Annotated in this window: 15 protein-coding genes and 1 riboswitch; of the genes, 8 read left to right on the top strand and 7 right to left on the bottom strand. The window is 39.2% G+C overall.

The genetic code is table 11. From position 1 onward, the window contains the following. Positions 1-33: 33 nt before the first annotated feature. From Q4534_RS05450 to Q4534_RS05435, 4 genes are read right to left on the bottom strand one after another with little or no spacing between them, the layout of a single operon-like run. Positions 34-1,212 (bottom strand): NTP transferase domain-containing protein, encoded by a 1,179-nt coding sequence (locus Q4534_RS05450; protein WP_303612157.1) that lies wholly within the window; start codon positions 1,210-1,212, stop codon positions 34-36. Continuing rightward, positions 1,196-1,681 (bottom strand): cyclic pyranopterin monophosphate synthase MoaC, encoded by a 486-nt coding sequence (gene moaC / locus Q4534_RS05445; protein WP_303612156.1) that lies wholly within the window; start codon positions 1,679-1,681, stop codon positions 1,196-1,198. The genes Q4534_RS05450 and moaC overlap by 17 nt, the downstream gene beginning before the upstream one ends. 16 nt (positions 1,682-1,697) lie before the next feature. Next, positions 1,698-2,846, bottom strand: a complete 1,149-nt coding sequence (locus tag Q4534_RS05440) for a cysteine desulfurase family protein (RefSeq protein ID WP_303612155.1) — start codon at positions 2,844-2,846, stop codon at positions 1,698-1,700. 22 nt (positions 2,847-2,868) lie between these two features. Next, positions 2,869-4,521 (bottom strand): S8 family peptidase, encoded by a 1,653-nt coding sequence (locus Q4534_RS05435; protein WP_303612154.1) that lies wholly within the window; start codon positions 4,519-4,521, stop codon positions 2,869-2,871. A gap of 496 nt (positions 4,522-5,017) precedes the next feature. Then, a riboswitch (SAM riboswitch) is annotated at positions 5,018-5,127 on the top strand. A gap of 182 nt (positions 5,128-5,309) precedes the next feature. Between Q4534_RS05435 and Q4534_RS05430 the strand changes: the two genes are divergently transcribed. The 5 genes from Q4534_RS05430 (at position 5,310) to Q4534_RS05410 (ending at position 10,613) form a co-directional block, all read left to right on the top strand. Further along, the gene (locus Q4534_RS05430) at positions 5,310-6,614 is read left to right on the top strand and encodes an O-acetylhomoserine aminocarboxypropyltransferase/cysteine synthase family protein (protein ID WP_303612153.1); all 1,305 of its coding nucleotides are present in this window, start codon (positions 5,310-5,312) and stop codon (positions 6,612-6,614) included. 10 nt (positions 6,615-6,624) lie between these two features. After that, complete coding sequence (gene metX, locus Q4534_RS05425) at positions 6,625-7,680, top strand: homoserine O-acetyltransferase (protein WP_303612152.1); 1,056 nt, start codon at positions 6,625-6,627, stop codon at positions 7,678-7,680. Between the two features lie 21 nt (positions 7,681-7,701). Then, positions 7,702-8,091, top strand: coding sequence for a VOC family protein (locus Q4534_RS05420; protein WP_303612401.1), 390 nt, complete (start codon positions 7,702-7,704; stop codon positions 8,089-8,091). Between the two features lie 134 nt (positions 8,092-8,225). Further along, complete coding sequence (locus Q4534_RS05415; protein ID WP_303612151.1) at positions 8,226-9,005, top strand: glycerophosphodiester phosphodiesterase family protein; 780 nt, start codon at positions 8,226-8,228, stop codon at positions 9,003-9,005. A 123-nt stretch (positions 9,006-9,128) separates the two neighbouring features. Continuing rightward, positions 9,129-10,613: an alkaline phosphatase family protein gene (locus Q4534_RS05410; RefSeq protein WP_303612150.1), complete on the top strand. Its 1,485-nt coding sequence runs from the start codon at positions 9,129-9,131 to the stop codon at positions 10,611-10,613. 18 nt (positions 10,614-10,631) lie between these two features. Here Q4534_RS05410 and alr read toward each other — a convergent pair whose 3' ends face one another. Genes alr through Q4534_RS05395 form a run of 3 tightly spaced genes read right to left on the bottom strand, consistent with a single transcriptional unit; the run spans position 10,632 to position 15,006 of the window. After that, a complete protein-coding gene (alr, locus tag Q4534_RS05405; RefSeq protein WP_303612149.1) occupies positions 10,632-11,789 on the bottom strand; it encodes an alanine racemase in 1,158 nt (385 codons plus the stop codon). Then, positions 11,783-13,777, bottom strand: coding sequence for a hypothetical protein (locus tag Q4534_RS05400; protein ID WP_303612148.1), 1,995 nt, complete (start codon positions 13,775-13,777; stop codon positions 11,783-11,785). The genes alr and Q4534_RS05400 overlap by 7 nt, the downstream gene beginning before the upstream one ends. Before the next feature lie 8 nt (positions 13,778-13,785). Next, a complete protein-coding gene (locus tag Q4534_RS05395) occupies positions 13,786-15,006 on the bottom strand; it encodes an acetyl-CoA carboxylase biotin carboxylase subunit family protein (RefSeq protein WP_303612147.1) in 1,221 nt (406 codons plus the stop codon). Positions 15,007-15,563: 557 nt separating this feature from the next. On the opposite strand from Q4534_RS05395, the gene Q4534_RS05390 reads away from it, so the two are divergent. Genes Q4534_RS05390 through argC form a run of 3 tightly spaced genes read left to right on the top strand, consistent with a single transcriptional unit; the run spans position 15,564 to position 18,469 of the window. Continuing rightward, entirely contained in the window at positions 15,564-16,256 is a 693-nt protein-coding gene (locus Q4534_RS05390) for a GNAT family N-acetyltransferase (protein WP_303612146.1), read from the top strand. A gap of 52 nt (positions 16,257-16,308) precedes the next feature. Continuing rightward, on the top strand, positions 16,309-17,514 hold the full coding sequence (argG, locus tag Q4534_RS05385; protein WP_303612145.1) for an argininosuccinate synthase: 1,206 nt from the start codon (positions 16,309-16,311) through the stop codon (positions 17,512-17,514). Then, the gene (gene argC / locus Q4534_RS05380; protein ID WP_303612144.1) at positions 17,501-18,469 is read left to right on the top strand and encodes an N-acetyl-gamma-glutamyl-phosphate reductase; all 969 of its coding nucleotides are present in this window, start codon (positions 17,501-17,503) and stop codon (positions 18,467-18,469) included. Before argG ends, argC begins: the two co-directional genes overlap by 14 nt. Positions 18,470-18,498: the final 29 nt, after the last annotated feature.

Genomic DNA, 18,498 nt, shown 5'->3' with positions numbered 1-18,498 from the left:
GCTTGGAACGAAATTCGAAGTACGCCTTACCCTTCAAATTTCTTCTTTTTTTAACGTTTTCAAGGCGGATGCATAGGCTTCAGGATCATTTACATTTTGGAATTCTTGTACATCCGGTGCCTGCAAAATTTCCACATCTGAATTGATCAAAACTTTCCTAGGGCAGCTATATCCCTGACTCAAATACCTTAATAATACCGGGTAAGCCCTAGGTTCCCATATGGTAATTAGGGGTTCAGGAAACTTGCCATCTGAATCCAAAAAGACGGTAGCTAATTTTGAAGGGTTTCTGTTTTTCAGCAGGAATGCGATGGTTTCTTCGGTTAAAAAAGGTAAATCACATGCTACTGAAAGCCAGGCTGTATCCGGATTTTCCATAAATGCAGACAAAACACCTCCCATTGGCCCCAAACCTGCAATTTTGTCTTTGATTGTCAAATACTCCCCTTGGAGCCCTTCATTTTGTACTTCATTACAGGACAAGAATACTTCCTTACAATGTTTTTGCAACAAGTCCCTAACATGGTCTTTTTGGCTTTTATCATGGTAAGTCAATCCGGATTTATCTCTGTTCATCCGACTGCTTTTGCCACCTATCAAAACCAAACCGTTTACTTCGGCACGATTTGCATCTGTAAATTCTTTTATAAAAGAAACGATTTTATCCACCTCAGCAATATTAATCACAGGTAATTGCTCCCAATCTTGGATATGTTCCTTTATATATTCCGGAATAGTGGATTGTCCTTCTTGCAAAACCAGTAAGCGAACACGGGTGATTTTGCTAAGCTTTCTTTCCATTGGTTTTTTTGGATCAATCACCAATACCTGATCTTTGGCTTTAAAATGGTTGGCATTGATTAAAACCAATTCTTGGTTATTAAGCCATTCACGTTGCTCAAAGATTGATACCTGTTCCTGTCTTCTATCTAACCTCTTAAATACGATTTTATCCCTAAGCTCCACCGCATCTGGGAACTGCATCAAACTTTCTTTATCTCCCTTACCGGCAATCAACGCATCCCCTTCTTTATGGTCCGCATCAACATAAGCAATTTTATAAGTTGAAGACAATTGTTCGATTGCCAGATGGGCTAATTTTTGTATGTTTCCACAAGAAGTTCCTAAGAAGCCCAATTCAATACGGCCATAATCCCCCATATCGGGCTTGGCCAAGTGTACATGTTTTTGGTGTTTATCTTTTGAAGTCACGTTTACCTCCAGTTTTTTCTTCCAGTTTTACTTCCTTAATTAAAATATCATGAGAAAAACCTTTGCACATGTCATAGATGGTCAAGGCCGCAACTGATGCTCCTGTCATGGCTTCCATTTCCACCCCGGTTTTCCCTGTGACCCTTGTACTACAAGTAATTAATATCTCCTCTTCCCCAATGGCCTCTATGGATACCTTACAATCATCCATTCCCAATGGATGGCAAAGCGGAATAAGTTCAGCGGTCTTTTTAGCCCCCATTGTGCCTGCAATTATCGCTGTTTGAAATACCGGACCTTTTTTTGTTATCAGTTCTGAGTCATCATTAAGTGAACCCATGATTTCTTTACCAAGCACCACTTTACAAGAAGCTTTGGCAAAGCGCTGGGTGATTTTCTTTTCTCCTACATCCACCATCGCCGGATTTCCGGTAGCCTTGTCCAGGTGGGTAAAGTCTTTCTTTGTCATTTTAATAAATTAAAAATTATATAGAACGCAAATCTTCTATTACTTCACGGATGTATTCAATGGCAAATGCTACATCAGCCGCAGTAGTAAATCGGCCTAATGAAAGGCGTAAAGTGGCCATGGCAGTCCTTTGATCCAAACCCATTGCGGTCAATACATGAGAGGGTTTATCAGAAATACTACTACAAGCAGCCCCGGAACTAACCGCAAATTTTTTATTTACCCTTATTAGCAAGGATTTGCCGGAGACCCCATTGAAAGAAACATTGCATACATGAGGAAGACGATGGCTACTTCCGTTTAGTCGGCAACCCTGAATTTGTAGTAAACCATTCTCTAATTCCTTCTTTAAATTAAAAAGCCTGTGGCTTTCCTCCTGCAAATCATCTAGGCAGTGCTCAGCGGCTTTACCTAATCCTACAATTCCGGGCACATTTAGGGTTCCACTCCTACGGCCTCTTTCATGTCCGCCTCCCGTTATTTGGGCTTTTAATTGAATTTTAGGCAGCCCTTTCTTTATAAACAAAGCTCCTACACCTTTTGGCGCATACATTTTATGACCTGAAAGTGCCAATAAATCCACTCCCAAATCCCTAACATCAACAGGAACCTTTCCAACGGCTTGTACCGCATCAGTTAAGAAGAGCGCCCCATGGGCTTTCGATAGTGCAGCCATTTCTTTGATAGGGTGTAGATTTCCGGTTTCATTATTGGCCATCATAGCAACCACCATCAAGGTATTTTCTCTAAAACTTGACCTCAATAGGTCTAGAGAAATTTCACCCTCAGCACTTACAGGTAAACAGGTCAATTCAAATCCCCTGTCTACCAAACTTTCCATTGTATCAAGAACAGCCTTGTGCTCCGTGGCGATGGTAATCAGGTGATTTTTTCCGGGATCTGCCATCTGAGCAATACCCTTTATCCCAAGGTTTAATGCTTCAGTGGCCCCACTCGTAAATACAATTTCATTTGCCTCTGCTCTGATCAATGTTGCCACTTGCTCTCTGGCCGTTTCCACCGCCTCTTCTGCCAACCAGCCATAAGGATGGTGGATACTTGAAGCATTGCCAAAAGAAGAGGTAAAGTAGGGGACTATGGCCTCTACTACCTCCGGTAAGCAAGGTGTGCTTGCATTGTAATCAAAATAAATGGGTAAATCCATCTACAGGGCTTAAATATACAGACTATTGTGCCAATACTTCTGCCTTTTTAATGGCTTGATAAGCATTTACAATACCACCGGTTTGACTCAAATCTCCAAAACCAACCAATTCTTCATTACCCGGTTGATGTACTTTGTCGTCACCAACCTTATAAACAGAGCTCGTAAGAATTTTTCGTACTTCTTTCGGTTTAAGGTCCGGATAGTAAGCAAGCAAAAGCGCTGCTACTCCGGCAACAGTAGGGGCTGCCATGCTTGTACCGCTATTGTTTTCATAACCTGAGTCAGGAATGGTAGAATAAATATCTACACCCGGAGCAAATAAGTCTACCCCTTCTTTACTAAAATTAGAAAAATCAGCTGCAAGATTTTCATCCTCTCTGGGGCCTGAAGCACCTACTTCTATCCAGGCATCAGACACTCCTCTTTTGGCAAACCATCTGTTTGGGAAGTTATTTCCCGGAGTGACTTCCTTTGAGCTATTTCCTGCCGCATGGATCAATAATACCCCTTTTCTCTCTGCGTACTTGACTGCTTTGTCCACATATTTTTTACCGGGAGAATAAGATTTACCAAAACTCATATTGATGACGTTTGCACCATTATCTACCGCATACCTAATAGAGTTGGCAATATCCTTATCCCTTTCATCACCATTCGGCACCGCCCTGATAGGCATGATCAAAACATGGTCTGCTATCCCTTCAATTCCTAAATCATTTCCTCTGTTGGCTGCGATAATACCAGCAACATGAGTCCCATGGGAAGGATCAGGACCTGTTGGGTCATTGTTTCCATAATACTTTTCCTTATAGTTATCCGGATCATCCCCAACAATACCTCTAGGGTCAAAATCTGTATTGTAAGCATACTTGGCCTGCACTTCAAAATGCTTGACGGCTTTACCTAATTCTGCAAGAATGGTATTGATACTTGCGTCTTCAAGTCTTATCATACCAAACATTTGATTAAGCATGTCAATGGCCGCAGTAATTTTTTCATCATCTGACTCAAAATTTGCCAAGTCCTCAAGACTAAAATCTGTAACATCAAATTCTTTCTTCACCAAATCTGCCATGTTTGAGAAACCTTCCATCATGTTATTGTACATGTTGTAATTTGATGCTGCTTTATCTTTAGCCTCTTCAAAGTTTTTACTGACATTTTCCCAATATTCAAACTCTTCCCGGTTCCTTCGCTTCACATCTTCCTTCTTCATGTCTCCATAAATGGCCTTTAACCTTACGTATTCTCTAGTCAATTCATGAGAATCATTGTCTACCTGCGAACCATCTGCTCCTCCAATAAAATTCCAACCATGTACATCATCTACATAGCCGTTCTTATCATCATCAATTCCATTTCCGGCAATTTCATCCTCATTGATCCATATTTTACCCTGAAGATCTTCATGATCTATGTCGATTCCGGAATCAATAACCGCTACTACGATTGTAGCTTTTGGAGATTTCCCCTGAAGCAATTTTTCATAGGCTTTTTCCGTACCGGTACCCATGATCCCATCGTCTATAGGATCCAATAAAAACCAATTATCAGGCGTTTTAAGGCTGTCTTTTACATATGCCTCACCTGAAAATGCATAAATAGACCCATAACCGCTGAGAAAAATCCCCAGTAAAAATGCGTAAAAATACGTTTTGAAATTTCTTTCCATAGAATTTGAAGTGTATATATAAATTTAAAAGACATTCTTTAAGACCACCCGCTCTAAAAACCAAGAATGTAAGGTACCAAAGATTAAGTTTGTTACAAATTTCAAAAACTTTTACGGTAAGATTATCCTTTTGTTGGTTTATTTTGAAGCTGGACATTAAAACCTGCCCACATACTGGACAATACATGCAACGAAATGAATCTAGAACCGTTTGTTAAAAAACTTTAAAACTAACCAATACCTTTATTACAGAGATTAAAAAATCATCGCCCCCTTATTTTCTATTAGCCGAAATGGAAGGAAGCATCTTCAATCTATTGAGTCATTTGTTAAATTGTCTTTTCTCTTTTATGAAAATACAGCATAAAATAACTGCTAACTCGCTGATTATTTGACTTGTTTACATTTAAAGAGAAAAAATCATTGACAACTATTGGAAAATTTGACAATGTGGCTTTATTTTGTACAATCCTTTTACTTTTTCCGAAGTAGTTAGGATTTATATAGAAGAGGCAAGAGACAGGCTCGTTGACCCTCTGGCAACCTGGAAAATCCAAGGTGCCAATTCCTGCCAGATGAAATAGGTTACATCTGGGAATATAAATTCAAAACTTATATGAGCTCCATACACCATTCAATAAAGGATAACAACCCCAGAAACTTTCAGCAGATATTAGATTTCTATTCTAATGGAAATACAAACCGGCAAAATCGTGTATAGCTTATGCTGGTTTTTCTTACCGTGAAAATTAATCAGAATTGATAACAAACCTAAAACATAAAAAAACATGTCTAAAAATTATCGTTTCGAAACATTACAGGTTCATGGAGGGCAGGAAGCAGACCCTTCTACCAATTCAAGAGCAGTTCCCATTTATCAGACCTCCTCTTATGTTTTCAATTCTGCAGAACATGGGGCCAATTTATTTGCCTTAAAGGAATTCGGAAATATCTATACCAGAATAATGAACCCTACCTCAGATGTTTTTGAGAAAAGGGTGGCCGCATTGGAAGGTGGTGTTGCAGCAGTGGCTACAGCCTCGGGCCAAGCCGCACAATTTCTAGCTTTAAATAACTTCCTAAGTGTAGGCGATAACTTTGTTACCTCTCCATTTCTTTATGGAGGATCTTACAATCAATTTAAGGTTTCTTTTAAAAGAATAGGTATTGAAGCTAGGTTTGCAAAATCAGACAAGGTAGATGATTTGGCAGCAGAAATCAATGATAAAACCAAAGCCATCTATGTAGAGACAATTGGAAACCCTGAATTCAATGTTCCGGATTTTGAAGCCATCGCTGCATTGGCTAAAAAACATGACATCCCTTTAGTGGTTGACAATACTTTTGGGGCCGGAGGATACTTGTGTCAGCCCATTAAGCATGGAGCTAATATTGTAACTTCTTCTGCCACCAAATGGATAGGCGGACATGGCACTTCCATTGGTGGAGTAATAGTAGATGGGGGAAATTACAATTGGGGTAATGGCAAATTCCCTCAATTCTCTGAGCCATCTGAAGGATACCATGGACTTAATTTCTGGGATACTTTTGGTGATAATAATCCTTTAGGATTACCAAATATTGCCTTTGCTATCCGTGCAAGAGTTGAAGGTCTTAGAGATTTTGGCCCTGCCATCAGCCCATTCAACTCTTTCCTACTACTTCAAGGATTGGAAACCCTTTCCCTTCGTGTACAAAGGACTGTAGACAATGCATTGGAATTGGCAAAATGGTTGGAAGCACATCCTAAAGTGAAGTCCGTTAATTACCCGGGTCTATCTAATAGTCCTTATCATGAAACGGCAAAAAAATACCTAACCCACGGATTTGGAGGAGTATTAAGCTTTGAAATTGTAGGAGAGAAAGAAACGGCTTCAAACTTCATTAACAACTTGGAATTAATCTCCCATGTAGCTAATGTTGGTGATGCCAAAACCTTGATCATCCAACCTTCAGCCACCACACACCAGCAACTTTCTGAGGAAGCTCAACTAGCAGCAGGGGTAACACCAACATTATTAAGGGTTTCTTCAGGTATCGAACACATTGAAGATGTGAAAGCCGACCTTTCGGCCGCTTTCGACAAAATATAAAATAATTAAAATGAACCTTCAATCGCCGCATTTGACTATTGAAATGACCCAAGAGATTTTCTATTGCCAGGAAGCATTACCATTGGAATCCGGAGAATCATTTCCGGAATTCCAATTGAGTTTTACAACCCAAGGCCAATTAAACGCAAACAAAGACAATGTTATTTGGGTCTTGCATGCCTTAACAGGTGATGCCAACCCTCATGAATGGTGGTCCGGATTAATTGGAGAGGACAAGTTTTTTGACCCTTCCAAATATTTTATTGTCTGTGCAAATTTTCTTGGTTCTTGTTACGGCTCTACCCAACCCTTAAGCAATAATCCTAAAAGTGGGGATCCTTATTATTATGACTTCCCCAATATTACAACAAGAGATATTGCAGCTGCATTGGATAAATTGAGAATACACCTGGGCTTGGAAAAAATCAATACGGTAATTGGAGGTTCTTTAGGTGGTCAAGTAGGCTTGGAATGGGCTGTTTCTTTAGGAGACAAGCTTGAAAATGCCATAATCGTGGCTTCCAATGCCAAAGCTTCTCCTTGGATAATTGGTTTTAATGAAACCCAAAGGATGGCTATAGAATCGGATAGCTCCTGGGGAAAATCTCATCCTGAAGCAGGTAAGAAAGGCTTGGAAACAGCTAGAGCCATAGGAATGTTGAGTTATAGACATCCCATGACTTTCCTGCAAAACCAAAGTGAAACAGAGGAAAAAAGGGATGATTTTAAAATAAGCAGCTACCTAAGGTACCAAGGCCTAAAATTGGCCAACCGGTTTAATGCACTGTCTTATTGGATTCTATCCAAAGCCATGGACAGCCACGACATCGGAAGGGGGCGAGGTGGAACACCTGTTGCCCTATCTAAAATTAAATGTAAAGTACTTTCCATAGGCGTTGATACGGACATCTTATTTACAAGTGAAGAATCCAGGTATATCAGCAAACATGTACCAAAAGGAACCTACAGGGAAATATCTTCTATTTATGGGCATGATGCATTTCTTATAGAGTACGAACAATTGCAATACATTTTAAAATCTTTTTACTTAGAAAATAACGGTTAGACAAAGAATATACCTGGAATGATCTCATACACTAGGATAAAGGAAACATGTCTCTACATAGATGATTTGGATCTTGCAGAAAGATTTTATCATCAAGTATTAGAAATGCCATTAATTTCTAAAGAAGATCAAAGGCATGTTTTTTTTAGATGTGGAGACAGTGTCTTGCTTTGCTTCTTACCTGAGGTAACCAAGCACGACAACAATTTGCCTCCACATTATGCCTATGGCAAGCAACACATTGCTTTCGAAGTGGCACATAGAGATTATTCAGAGATTAAGAAAAAATTAAGTAAAAAGGGTATTTCCATTACTCACCAACAGGAATGGAAAAAAGACATCAGTAGTTTTTATTTTGAAGATCCTTTCGGAAATGTCTTAGAAATTGTTCCTACAGGCATGTGGGACTAATAATTATTGCTAATTTCAAATAATGCCAACTTTTTAATTCAAACTCCATATTATTTTAATGATAAATTTTATTTAGGAGTTGTGGATTGCATTAACTTTTAGAATATTGCAATAAAAACAATAACTACAGTTAGATGTCAAAACATTTTCTATTGATTATAGGCATATGTGCATGCCTTTTTTCTTGTACCAACCAAAGTATGGAGTTAAATGATAACCAAGTAATCGCCCACAGAGGGGCTTGGAAAACTAGCCCACATCCCCAAAATTCGCTGGCCTCATTGCAAGAAGCCTTTGACTTGGGATGCACAGGATCTGAATTCGATGTATGGATGACTTCAGACGGGATCCTGGTAGTAAACCATGATGCAGACCACCATGGAATGGTGATAGAGGAAACCACCTATGCTGAACTTCTGGAAAAACCTTTGCCCAATGGGGAGAAAATACCTACCGTAGAGGAGTATTTAACCTATGGTATGAAACAGAATAAAACCAAACTCATCTTTGAAATAAAGCCATCGGGGGTATCCAAAGAAAGAGGAATTGAATTGGCAGAAAAATCTGTATCCATTGTGAAAAAATTAGGCGCTGAAAAATGGGTTGATTATATCACTTTTGGTTATGAAATGGGCCTAAAGGTAATTTCAATGGACCCTGAGGCAAATGTTGCCTACCTTATGGGAGATAAAACGCCCCAAGAATTAAAAGACCAAGGCTTTTTTGGCTTCGATTATAATATCAAAAAAGTAAAAGAAAATCCTCAATGGATCAAGGAAGCCCACGACCTGGGTTTAACCGTTAATGTCTGGACGGTCAACAAAGAAGAAGATATGAAATGGTTATTAGATCAAAATGTGGAATTTATTTCTACTGACGAACCTGAATTATTATTTTCACTTATCAACCAATAGATGAAATTTATCAGTAGAATTTCTGGTATTTTTTTCTTGCTTATAATTGCTACGTTTATTGCCTTTTCCTGTAGTGAACCCACAAAATCTACTCGGAAGGTTAAACATATAATTTTAATTGGGATGGATGCATTTGGAACGAGAGGATTTCAGAAGGCATCCACTCCTTATATGAATAAAATGACGGAAAACGGAGCCATGGCTCCGTTTTCACGTTGTTTACTCCCCACAAACAGTTCCCCAAACTGGACAGCAATGCTTACAGGTGTAGGTCCTTTGCAACATGGCGTTTACGACAACGATTGGGAAAGGGACATGGTAAAGTGGCCTCCCGTCTTAACCACTAAAGAAGGGGTTTACCCTAGTTTGATTAACTGGGTAAAGGAACAAATTCCATCTTCTAAAGTTCATTTTTTTTACGAGTGGGAAGGCTTGGCCAGGTTGTTTGATCTAAGTGAAGTAGACCAAGTGTATCGAGGAAAAAAGGGGGACGACGTTTTTGAAAAAGCAGTGAATGCATTTTTTGAGGATAAACCAGATTTCCTATTCTTAAACATTGATGAGATTGACCATTTTGGACACCATGATGGACATGATTCTGAAGCTTATTTCAATGCTATCACGCACTACGACAGCCTAATTGGCAGTTTCATTCAGCAACTAGAACAGGAAGGGCTTATGGAAGAAACTTTATTGATGATAACCGGAGACCACGGTGGCATTAATAAAGGACATGGAGGTACTTCTTTAAATGAATTAGAAATACCTATCATTATGTATGGAGCCGGAGTAAAACAAGGATTGATTATAGACAAGCCTTGCTATATTTATGACGTCCCGGTAACCTTGGCCTATGCCATAGGCATAACTCCTCCCAGTGCAGGAATTGGCAGACCCATTCTTGAAGCCTTTGACAATAATAGTATCTCAGCTCCTTATGTTCCCATGCCTTTGGTTGCTCCTGTTTCAGGTTTGTATTCAAAATCCCCTCTTTCTGTTGCAATAAAGGTAGATGATGTAGAAGCGGAAATATTTTATTCCTTAGACGGATCCATACCTACCAAAGAAACAGGCATAAGCTATAAGAAACCTATTCAAATACTGAAAAACACCATTGTTACGGCCGTCACCTATAAAAATGAAGCTTATAGTCGTCCTGAAACCAATCAATACAGAATAGGGAATGGTGAAGAAGGTAAAATTTCTTGGGATTATTATGAAGGAAATTTCACTCAACTCCCCGACTTCACCGGGTTGAAAGTTTTAAAATCGGGAAAAAGCAAAGAATTTAGTCTGAAACATATCTCTCACCGGCCCGATCACTTTGCCATTTGGTTTAAAAGCAGTTTGGCCCTTCCAGGCTCAGGAACGTATACATTTTATACCCAATCAGATGATGGAAGTAAAATTTTAATAGATGGTAAGGTACTTGTAGACCATGATGGCTCCCATTCAAGTAGCTCAAAAAGCAACCATATTGAATTGGAAGAAGGCATACATTCCATTGAGGTATTATACTTCGATGACATTTCCGGTGAGGAACTAGAAATATACATTGAAGGTCCAAATATCCCCAAACAAATAATCACGGATGCGTTTATCAAATGATTTACTTTTTCGGTAATTCTATTTGATAACTGTTCGGGGGATTGCCGCAGGTAATCGACTTAACATTTCATTGTTTAATAGCTGTGTGGCATTGGTAAAACTTGAAACATTGATTACATTGTTTTTTTGCCTCCCTATTAAAACCACTTCATCCCCAAGTTCCACATCTTTGATATGGGTGATGTCTACCATAAATAAATTCATATTAATCAAGCCTACAATTGGGGCTTTTTTACCTTTAATCAGCACTTGACCTCTATTGGAAAGTGCTCTAGGGTACCCATTTGAATATCCCAATGGAAGTACTGCAATTCTCATATTCTGGGTTGCCTGAAAAGCCGTACCATAACCTATAAATTCACCTTGCTCAACTGTTCTAATATCCATGATATCCGTTTTCCAGTTAAAAACTCTTTTCATTGTTGAGTCGGAGCTTTTATTGGTCTGGTGCAGGTGAGCATAATAAATATCAGGGCTTGGCCAAAATCCATACTGGGCCACACCTATCCTAACCATATCATAGACAGTATCCTTCATGGCTAAAGCAGCAGCCGAGCATGCAATATGCCGAATTTCAGGCATCATCTTTTTATCTTTACAAGTCTTTAGAAAGCCTTTGTATCTCTTGTGTTGCCGGTCAATTTTAAATTGATTGGAAACACTTTCCGCACCACCAAAATGCGTGCAGAGGCCTTCAAATTTTAACCACTCCGCATGTTGTTTTAAAAAGGCAAGCGCCTTTGGGAATTCCTGGGCATGCATGCCTGTTCGGTTGGCCCCGGTTTCTACTTCCAGATGAACCAAAGCTTGCTTACCCACTTTTTTGGCTGCCTCCAAAACCTTAGCAAGTCGATTGAAATTATATACGAAAAAAGAAATCCCATTGGAAATGGCCCAACCCAGATCTTCTTCATAAATAATCCCCATAATCAGCACCTGGCTTTCTGCGCTGCAGACACTCAGGACTTGTTCGGCTTCAAAGGAAGAAGCCACGGAAAAATGATTGATTCCACATCTTTCCGCCATGGGTACAAATGCTTCTATTCCATGTCCATAGGCATTGGCCTTAACCACAGATGAAAGTATAGGCTTGTCCCCAATCTTCTTTCTAATGAAATTTATATTGCCCTTATACGCAACCTGATTTAATTCTATTCTCGAGGAATGTTTTACCATTGTTTTTTTATTTCCAGCCAGGTATAGGATTTTCCCCAACTATTTTTTGCTAGTTCTTTTACTTTATTTACCTCATTTTGAGGCACCTCATCCATTTTTGCCGTAGCATCAAGATTGTTGTAATGAAAAGCGTAAATCCTTCCGGCAAACTCGTGAATTGGAAGGGAAGACTCCCCGTGATTTTCTCCGTTGCCATATACTGAAGGGCAAATTCCCTGTCCCCAATTTTGTCGCCCTTCGTTGTTAGGATTTAAGAAATAAGCCCTAATTGTCCCTTGGGGGTCTTTTTCGACTCGAAGTAACGAAATTGCGTGAAACCCCAGCATCTCCCCTTTTGCAGAGGTTATAAATATACCTACAGGATTTGGGTACACTAGCCGGTGTCCACCATTGTATTGAGGATGACACATGGCATAAAAAACCTTAACAAACCCGTCAAAATCCACTATGGCATTGGATAGATAATCATAGGCCGATGCGAAACCAATTTGTATCCACTGTCCATATAAGCCCGGATTGACCCATTTGTGGGGATCTTCCCCCCTACCTGATGCCCTACGCATCATTTCATTGTAGATTTTATCTAACATGGGTACCAGGGTTACCGAAACCGCATCCAGTTGATGATCCAATTTTTGAACCAAGCCCAAAGCAGATTCTGAGTACTTTATTTCTCTGCCTTCAAACCGGAAACTTAAATCATTATGCACAGCCGCAGCATGTACCATATGAATCAGTTTAGCTGGTGCATGTTGACTCCACATACTGATTCCTCTGGCACTTTGACAGGTCGGATTATTGCCCTGACCTACGCCAAGGGGTTGCCCTAAAATCCTTAGCAAAGCACCAATTAAAAATTGCTTGGGACTTACCTCACCCTTAGCGTTTCCAAGGGACTTTATGATTCTTTCTTTAACTTTTGGGTGTAAAGAGATTGTTAGCAGGTTATGTAAGCCTGCCCTGACTGCCGAACGCGACAAAACACCGTTTTCTAAACTTTTGGCTAAGCCATAAATGCACTGGGCATTGTTGGGATGAATTACATCCACAATTAAGGTACAGACAAATTCCTGATACTCACTAAACCAAGCCAAACCGGATTCATTAAGTCCCAGGCATTTGGCTACCACCTCAAAATGCTTGTTTTTTACCAAAAACAAAAGCAGGCTGGCCTGATAACTACTCACCAATCCATTGGATAGCATGCCTTCACTCATCTGCTCCGCTTCTACAATCAACTGAGCTTCACACAAACCATTTAAATATTCCTCATACTCCTTGTAGGTTTTGCCCTCAGTGCCAATAGAAGGTCGATAAATGGACCGCTGAAAAGCCAATAAGTCTTCATCAGCAGGATCATTAGGGTCCAGTGCTATTTTCTCTTTGACCAAGGCTATGATTCTCCTTTGCTTTTCCGTCACAACAGGCCTTTGCTCACAAATCAACACCAGTTCATCAACCAATGAAGCTTTCACCTTTGACAGTTGGATTTGTTCAGAAATAAAGCCAAACAAGGAATGTACCTTGTTTAGCTCATCCTCACTCATCAAAAGGCGGGTTTCTTCCTGAGGTTCGTTAAAAACGAATTCAAGATTCAAAACCAACACCTCCTGCAAATAAGTTTCTGCTTCCTCTTTCGAATTATCTGAAGCTTGAATTTCACCCCGAGCAATGGCTAGCATCCTGAGCTCACTAAGGAGTTCGAAAGTTGAATTGGGATGACCACTTTTAAAAGTGCCATTCACCAATTGAGGCACCAACCTGGAGGGGTTTTCCCAAGGAGTACCTTTAAATATCCCTACTTGATTAAGCGCCGGTATGCGTTTATAAATCTGCAAAATACCTTCTAAGTTTCCACACCAAGCATCAAGTTGTCCAACTATTTTTTTTGCTTTCTCTTCCCTCGTCAGCACCGTGGCTGATTGATAGCTCTCAAACAACTCATCAAAGGATTCAAGTTTATTTTTTGAGATTATATTTTCTTGCATACAATTTATTAATGGTAAAAATCTACATTTTCGTAGTGTAATAATAGTTCGGACATACGGTCCGGATCATCTCCTTTAAAGTTTACTGTACCAAAATGATTGCCAAAGCCCTCTCTGGAATTGACTTTTTGGCTTGTTAAAGGAGGTACCAAATTGTGATCCAAAAAGAAAGGTTCTTCTTTAAGTTCTTCAGGAATCACCAATCGGGAAATCTCATTTTTGTGAGGATAAATCATTACATTTCCGTAAAAGGTTTTGGGTCTGGCATCCAATGGAGGCAGCAGCTCATTGAGCTCTTCCTCTGTAAGCTCAGGGTCATGACAACAAACAAAAGCAGCCAAAGCATCAAACCCATAGGCCTGTCCACAAAGTTCCAAAATATGTCCCCCGGGAATTCTACACGCAACCTCTCCAAAGCTTAACTCATCATTTTCGGTCAGGAACCATTCAGGATGTATCATACCATATTGTATGCCAAATAGATCCACCAACTTCTGCATTTCCTTCATGATCTTTTCCCTTTTGGTATGAAGGTAATTTCCTTCGGGAATAAAATTAGAATAACCCAATTTTACATACTCTGTGATATTTAGAAATCGGATTTTACCACCGTGAACAAAAGCTTCACAAGAAAATTCTTTACCCGGTAAGTGACTTTCTGCCAAGCAAGGGAAATCGTCGTCTTGACATTTCTCTTCAATATCTGCTTTGGATTTTAAAAGGCGGTGCCCCACCGTACCTGCTGAAGCGAAGGGCTTGATATGTACCCAGCTGTCTTCTTCACCATCTACTTGTAGGTTGGCCTGGTTAAGCCTATTCATAAAATTGACAACACCTTCCTTATTGTAAACTTCTTCGAAAAGACCTACTCTTAAGCCTCCTATTAAGGCTTTCCGCTTCATCATTGCTTTATTTCTAAAAAGAAATGCCCTGTTCAACACTTTAGGATCATCTCTATACAAAGAATTCAATGCACCTGCCCATTCTACTGTTTCTTCAAACAGGGGAACAGCCACATCTACATCATAAGGCTCAAGCTTGTCTTTTAAATCCAAAGAATTTGAAGAATCACTCCATTCGTCAAATTGATAAGGAACAAATGGTATGTTATTTTCTTGAGCGTAATTTTCAAAGTCCGGAAATGAAACAACTACAAAAGACTTGTTGAGTTTTTGCATACTTTCTATAACAGGTAAACTCCAACCCATTAGTGCAAAACATTTTGCCATTATTTATTGATTTTGGTTCGATTCCAATAGGCAACAAAAAATAGGCTAAAGTCAATTTTTATTAAAATATAAATGAAATATCCTATTATACTGCAGTAAAATCTTTAAATAATCAATCCATATCGGTAAAAAACAAGTTTATTATATAAAACATTAGGACCTTTGCTCTTAATCTGAAAAAGGAATGAGAAATTTTCAGCCATGCGAAAAGCAGGACTGATATTCAAATCGCCATTGATTCACATTATATCCTTATTTTACTTGTATTTCTGATAAAATAAATAAATATTTGCACGGTTTAGCATGAAGAAAGAAGTTAACATATCAAAAAAAAATTATCGGGCCCTTAATATCCTTAGTGGGTATCCGATATTATGTCCTATTAAAACCTACAGGACCTTATTTAGGGCTTAGTCCCTACACTCTTTTAATATATCCTATGTGGATATTTCTATTTCCGGAAGCATTTCAATCATTCATTTCAACTAGTTTTCTTAAGGCTGACTCTGTCAATAACGATTTGATGGAAGATTACGGCAAGCCAAAAAAATGCTACAATGTTTAACCAAAAATTTATAATAAAACCTGCAGGAGAAGAGCATTGCCAATATGCAGAAACCATTACAGGTGAAATGGAACGCTCTGCACAGGCTAGAGGTACCGGTATAGCCAAAAGATCCCCCGAATACATTAAAACCAAAATGCGGGAAGGAAAAGCAGTCATAGCGCTTACCAAAACCGGAGAATGGGCAGGTTTTTGTTATATTGAGGCTTGGGGTCATGGAAAATTTGTGGCCAACTCAGGATTAATTGTATCTCCCAACTACAGAAAATTCGGCCTAGCCCGAGAAATAAAAAAGGAAGTTTTCAGGTTAAGCCGCAAAAAATACCCCGACTCCAAGATATTCGGCTTGACCACCGGAGCAGCTGTGATGAAGATAAATTCAGATTTAGGCTATTATCCGGTCAGTTATTCTGACCTCACTACAGACGAGGAATTCTGGAAGGGATGCCAAAGCTGCGTAAACTACCCCATACTTATGAGCAAGAACAGGTCTAACTGCCTGTGTACGGCCATGCTTTATGAACCCAAAAATGTAAAAAAAGCTGAACAAAAGAAGCGTTCTTCCGAATTCAAAAAGAATCTCAGTCTTTTTGAGCGATTAATCAATATCAAACGGGCCATGTTTCTTAATTTTGCCAAAGGAAAAAAAGCACTTGAAAAAGTAAAAGATAAAGTAAACCAATAATAATAACTGTGTTTCCTCAAGGTAACACTTTTTAATAAAGACAATTTATAATATGAAAAAAGTAGTTTTAGCATATAGCGGAGGCCTAGACACCACTTTCTGCGCCATTCACCTTAGCAAAGAAAAAGGCTATGAAGTACATGCCGTATTGGTCAACACCGGAGGATTTGAGCAGGAGGAGTTAGATAATATAGGTGAAAGGGCAAAAAAATTAGGTGTAGCTTCCTTTAAGGTGCTTGATGTGGTTTCTACTTATTACAATGAAGTCATAAAGTTTTTGATTTTTGGTAATGTATTAAAAAACCAAACCTACCCTTTGTCTGTCAGTGCAGAAAGAATTTTACAAGCCAAAGCATTAGCTGAGTACTCCAAAAGCATAGGGGCAACTTCCATTGCCCACGGCAGCACAGGGGCCGGAAACGATCAGGTAAGGTTTGATATGATATTTCAAACCATCATTCCTGACGTTGAAATCATTACTCCCATAAGGGATTTAAAATTAAGTAGAGAAGAAGAAATTTCTTTCTTGAAAAAACATGGCGTAAGCATGAATTTTGAAAAAGCTGCTTACTCAATAAATAAAGGGATTTGGGGAACATCCGTGGGAGGTAAGGAAACACTTACTTCTGACCAAGCATTGCCAGAAAGTGCTTATCCCACCCAAGTAAGTGTAACGGAACCTGCGACCATAGCCCTAACTTTTGAAAAGGGTGAGTTGGTAGCGGTAAATGGGGAGCAATTCGATCATCCTGTCGAAGCAATCTTAAAAGTTCAAGAATTGGCAAGCCCTTATGGAATTGGTAGAGATATTCATGTTGGAGATACGATCATAGGAATAAAAGGACGTGTTGGTTTTGAAGCAGCTGGACCATTGGTCATCATAAAAGCACATCAACTTTTAGAAAAACATACCCTAACCAAGTGGCAAAGCTATTGGAAAAATCAAATTTCTGAGTTTTATGGCAACCATCTGCATGAAGGTCATTATCTAGATCCTGTAATGCGAAACTTAGAAGCATTTATGACAGATACCCAAACTTATGTAAGCGGTGAAGTAAAAGTTCAACTTGCTCCTTATCGATTCAATATGATAGGCGTTTCTTCAGACCATGATTTGATGTCATCCAAGTTTGGTAGCTATGGTGAAATGAATAAAGGTTATACTGCTGAAGATGTCAAAGGCTTCACAAAAATATTGGGTAACCAAACTGCTATTTTCCATAAAGTAAATGAAAGTTTAGGCCATGAAAATGATTAAAACAGCTGTAGTGGGTGCTGCCGGGTATACGGGAGGAGAATTGTTACGTATATTGGTACATCATCCAAATGTAGACCTGGTTTGGATTCATAGCAATAGCCAAAAAGGCAAAAAGTTAGAAGAGGTTCATCCGGATTTAATCGGTGATGCTTCCCTAAGTTTTACTGATGAGATTGATCCGAGCAAGCTTGACCTTGTTTTTTTATGTTTGCCTCATGGACAGGCCAAACCATTTTTAGAAAAACATGCTTTTGATGCGGATACAAAAATAATTGACCTTAGCACGGATTTCAGGGATGAAAGCAATGGTTTTGTGTATGGTTTACCTGAAGTCAATCGGGAAAAAATCAAAGTTGCACAAAAAATAGCCAACCCGGGCTGTTTTGCTACCGGAGTTCAACTGGCTCTTGTTCCTGCCATCCAGCAAAACTGGATTAAAAGTTCTTTACATGTAACCGGGATCACCGGAAGCACTGGTGCCGGTAAAAAACTTTCAGAAACCACTCACTTTAGTCAAAGAAACCAAAATGTATCGGTTTACAAATTGTTTACCCACCAGCACCTGAAAGAAATTAACCAGACTTTCAAGCAGTTGACACCTGAATTTGATCAGCAGGTATTGTTTGTACCCTACAGAGGTAATTTTTCTCGTGGAATCTGGGTTACAGCTTATTTTCCATATGAGGGAAGTTTAGAAGAAGCTTATGAGGCGTATTCTAAATTTTACCAGGATGCAGCCTATACCTACGTAAGCAAAAATGACATTGACCTAAAGCAAGTGGTCAACACCAACAAGGGCTTGGTACACCTGAAAAAAGAAGCCGGTCAACTTGTTATTTATTCTGCCATAGACAACCTTCTCAAAGGTGCATCCGGACAAGCAGTACAAAACATGAATCTGGCTTTTGGGTTGGATGAAAAAACAGGATTACAACTAAAAAGTACTGCTTTTTAAATAAAACGACTATCTGACAGCCTTAACAA

Origin of the sequence: Cyclobacterium sp. 1_MG-2023 (assembly GCF_030546805.1) — a bacterium.
Classification (GTDB): Bacteria; Bacteroidota; Bacteroidia; order Cytophagales; family Cyclobacteriaceae; genus Cyclobacterium.
Note: the sequence above shows the minus strand (reverse complement) of the source record. Positions and strands in the feature narration are given on the sequence as shown.

Excerpts from the sequence above, each read along its gene's own strand:
- moaC (WP_303612156.1), bottom strand. The coding sequence starts at position 1,681 with ATGACAAAGAAAGACTTTACCCACCTGGACAAGGCTACCGGAAATCCG.
- Q4534_RS05440 (WP_303612155.1), bottom strand. The coding sequence starts at position 2,846 with ATGGATTTACCCATTTATTTTGATTACAATGCAAGCACACCTTGCTTA.
- Q4534_RS05435 (WP_303612154.1), bottom strand. The coding sequence starts at position 4,521 with ATGGAAAGAAATTTCAAAACGTATTTTTACGCATTTTTACTGGGGATT.
- Q4534_RS05430 (WP_303612153.1), top strand. The coding sequence starts at position 5,310 with ATGTCTAAAAATTATCGTTTCGAAACATTACAGGTTCATGGAGGGCAG.
- metX (WP_303612152.1), top strand. The coding sequence starts at position 6,625 with ATGAACCTTCAATCGCCGCATTTGACTATTGAAATGACCCAAGAGATT.
- Q4534_RS05415 (WP_303612151.1), top strand. The coding sequence starts at position 8,226 with ATGTCAAAACATTTTCTATTGATTATAGGCATATGTGCATGCCTTTTT.
- Q4534_RS05410 (WP_303612150.1), top strand. The coding sequence starts at position 9,129 with ATGGATGCATTTGGAACGAGAGGATTTCAGAAGGCATCCACTCCTTAT.
- alr (WP_303612149.1), bottom strand. The coding sequence starts at position 11,789 with ATGGTAAAACATTCCTCGAGAATAGAATTAAATCAGGTTGCGTATAAG.
- Q4534_RS05400 (WP_303612148.1), bottom strand. The coding sequence starts at position 13,777 with ATGCAAGAAAATATAATCTCAAAAAATAAACTTGAATCCTTTGATGAG.
- Q4534_RS05395 (WP_303612147.1), bottom strand. The coding sequence starts at position 15,006 with ATGGCAAAATGTTTTGCACTAATGGGTTGGAGTTTACCTGTTATAGAA.
- Q4534_RS05390 (WP_303612146.1), top strand. The coding sequence starts at position 15,564 with ATGTTTAACCAAAAATTTATAATAAAACCTGCAGGAGAAGAGCATTGC.
- argG (WP_303612145.1), top strand. The coding sequence starts at position 16,309 with ATGAAAAAAGTAGTTTTAGCATATAGCGGAGGCCTAGACACCACTTTC.
- argC (WP_303612144.1), top strand. The coding sequence starts at position 17,501 with ATGAAAATGATTAAAACAGCTGTAGTGGGTGCTGCCGGGTATACGGGA.